1 protein-coding gene and 1 pseudogene are annotated in these 1151 nt (G+C 65.2%); both read left to right on the forward strand.

The features are described from left to right. A pseudogene (locus IEX31_RS18420) lies at positions 1-198 on the forward strand (tyrosine-type recombinase/integrase); the annotation flags it as partial. Then, a partial coding sequence (locus IEX31_RS18425; RefSeq protein WP_188744839.1) for a tyrosine-type recombinase/integrase occupies positions 195-1151 on the forward strand: 957 nt, incomplete at its 3' end. The pseudogene IEX31_RS18420 and the gene IEX31_RS18425, both read left to right, overlap by 4 nt.

Below are 1151 nucleotides of genomic sequence, written 5' to 3' on the forward strand. Positions count from 1 at the left end.
TACGCGAATCTGGAACGTTGGATGGCCGACGGCGCCGACGTGGCCGCGATGCTGCCCTACCTGTCCGTCTACATGGGTCACGCGACCATCGAGTCGACCTACTACTACGTCCACACCTCCCCAGACTTCCTGGACGCGTACGCCGGGATCACCCATGAGGTCAGCAGGGTCCTGCTGCCGGAGGTGGGATTCGCATGAAACGTCACCCCGTCACCGACGCCCCCGACTTCTGGGTCTTCGCCCGCGACTTCCTCCACGCCTACCTGCCCGCGGTGCGTTCAGCGTCCGTGAACACGATCGAGGCGTACCGGATCAGCCTGGAATGTTTCCTGACCTTCCTCACCGATCACGCGCACATCGCCCGCACCGACGTCACCTTCGACCACTTTGACCGGGCGCACCTGAAAGCCTGGATCGCCTGGATGAACGAACTCAAGCACTACGCGCCCCGGACGATCACGCTCCGGCTCACCGCCGTCAGAACGTTCCTCGCCTACGCCGCCGCCGAAGACCTCACCATCGTCGCGCTGCACAACGCCGCGACCACGCTGCGGCCACCGACGACCCCCAAGACGCCGATCAAATATCTCACCGAGGACCAGACCCGCGCGATCCTCGCCGCGCACACCGGTCGCACCGCGAAATCACGCCGGAACCGGATGCTGCTCATCCTGCTCTACGACACCGCCGCCCGCGTCAGCGAGATCACCGACCTCACGCTGAGCGGCATCAGTCTTACCCCACCAGGACGCGTGACGCTCACCGGGAAACGGAACAAGACCCGCGTCGTCCCGCTGACCGAGACCACAATCGGGCACCTGCGCGTCTACCTCGACGAGTTCCATCCGGACCATGCCAGACTGCCCGCGGGCCGGCCGCTGTTCTACAGTCTCCGCCACGGCCAGCCCGCCCGAATCTCGACCGACACCGTTGCGAACGTGTTGAAAGCGGCCACCGATATCGCCCGAGCCGGGTGCACCTCGATCCCGGCCGGCGTGCACTGTCACCTGCTCCGAAAGACGAAGGCGATGGACCTCTACCAGCAGGGCATCCCACTGCCGATCATCATGCGACTCCTCGGCCACGAGAACACGTCGACCACCAACGCGTTCTACGCCTTCGCGACCCTAGACATGATGCGCGACGCGATC

This window comes from Agromyces bauzanensis, from assembly GCF_014645655.1.
Lineage (GTDB): Bacteria > Actinomycetota > Actinomycetes > Actinomycetales > Microbacteriaceae > Agromyces > Agromyces bauzanensis.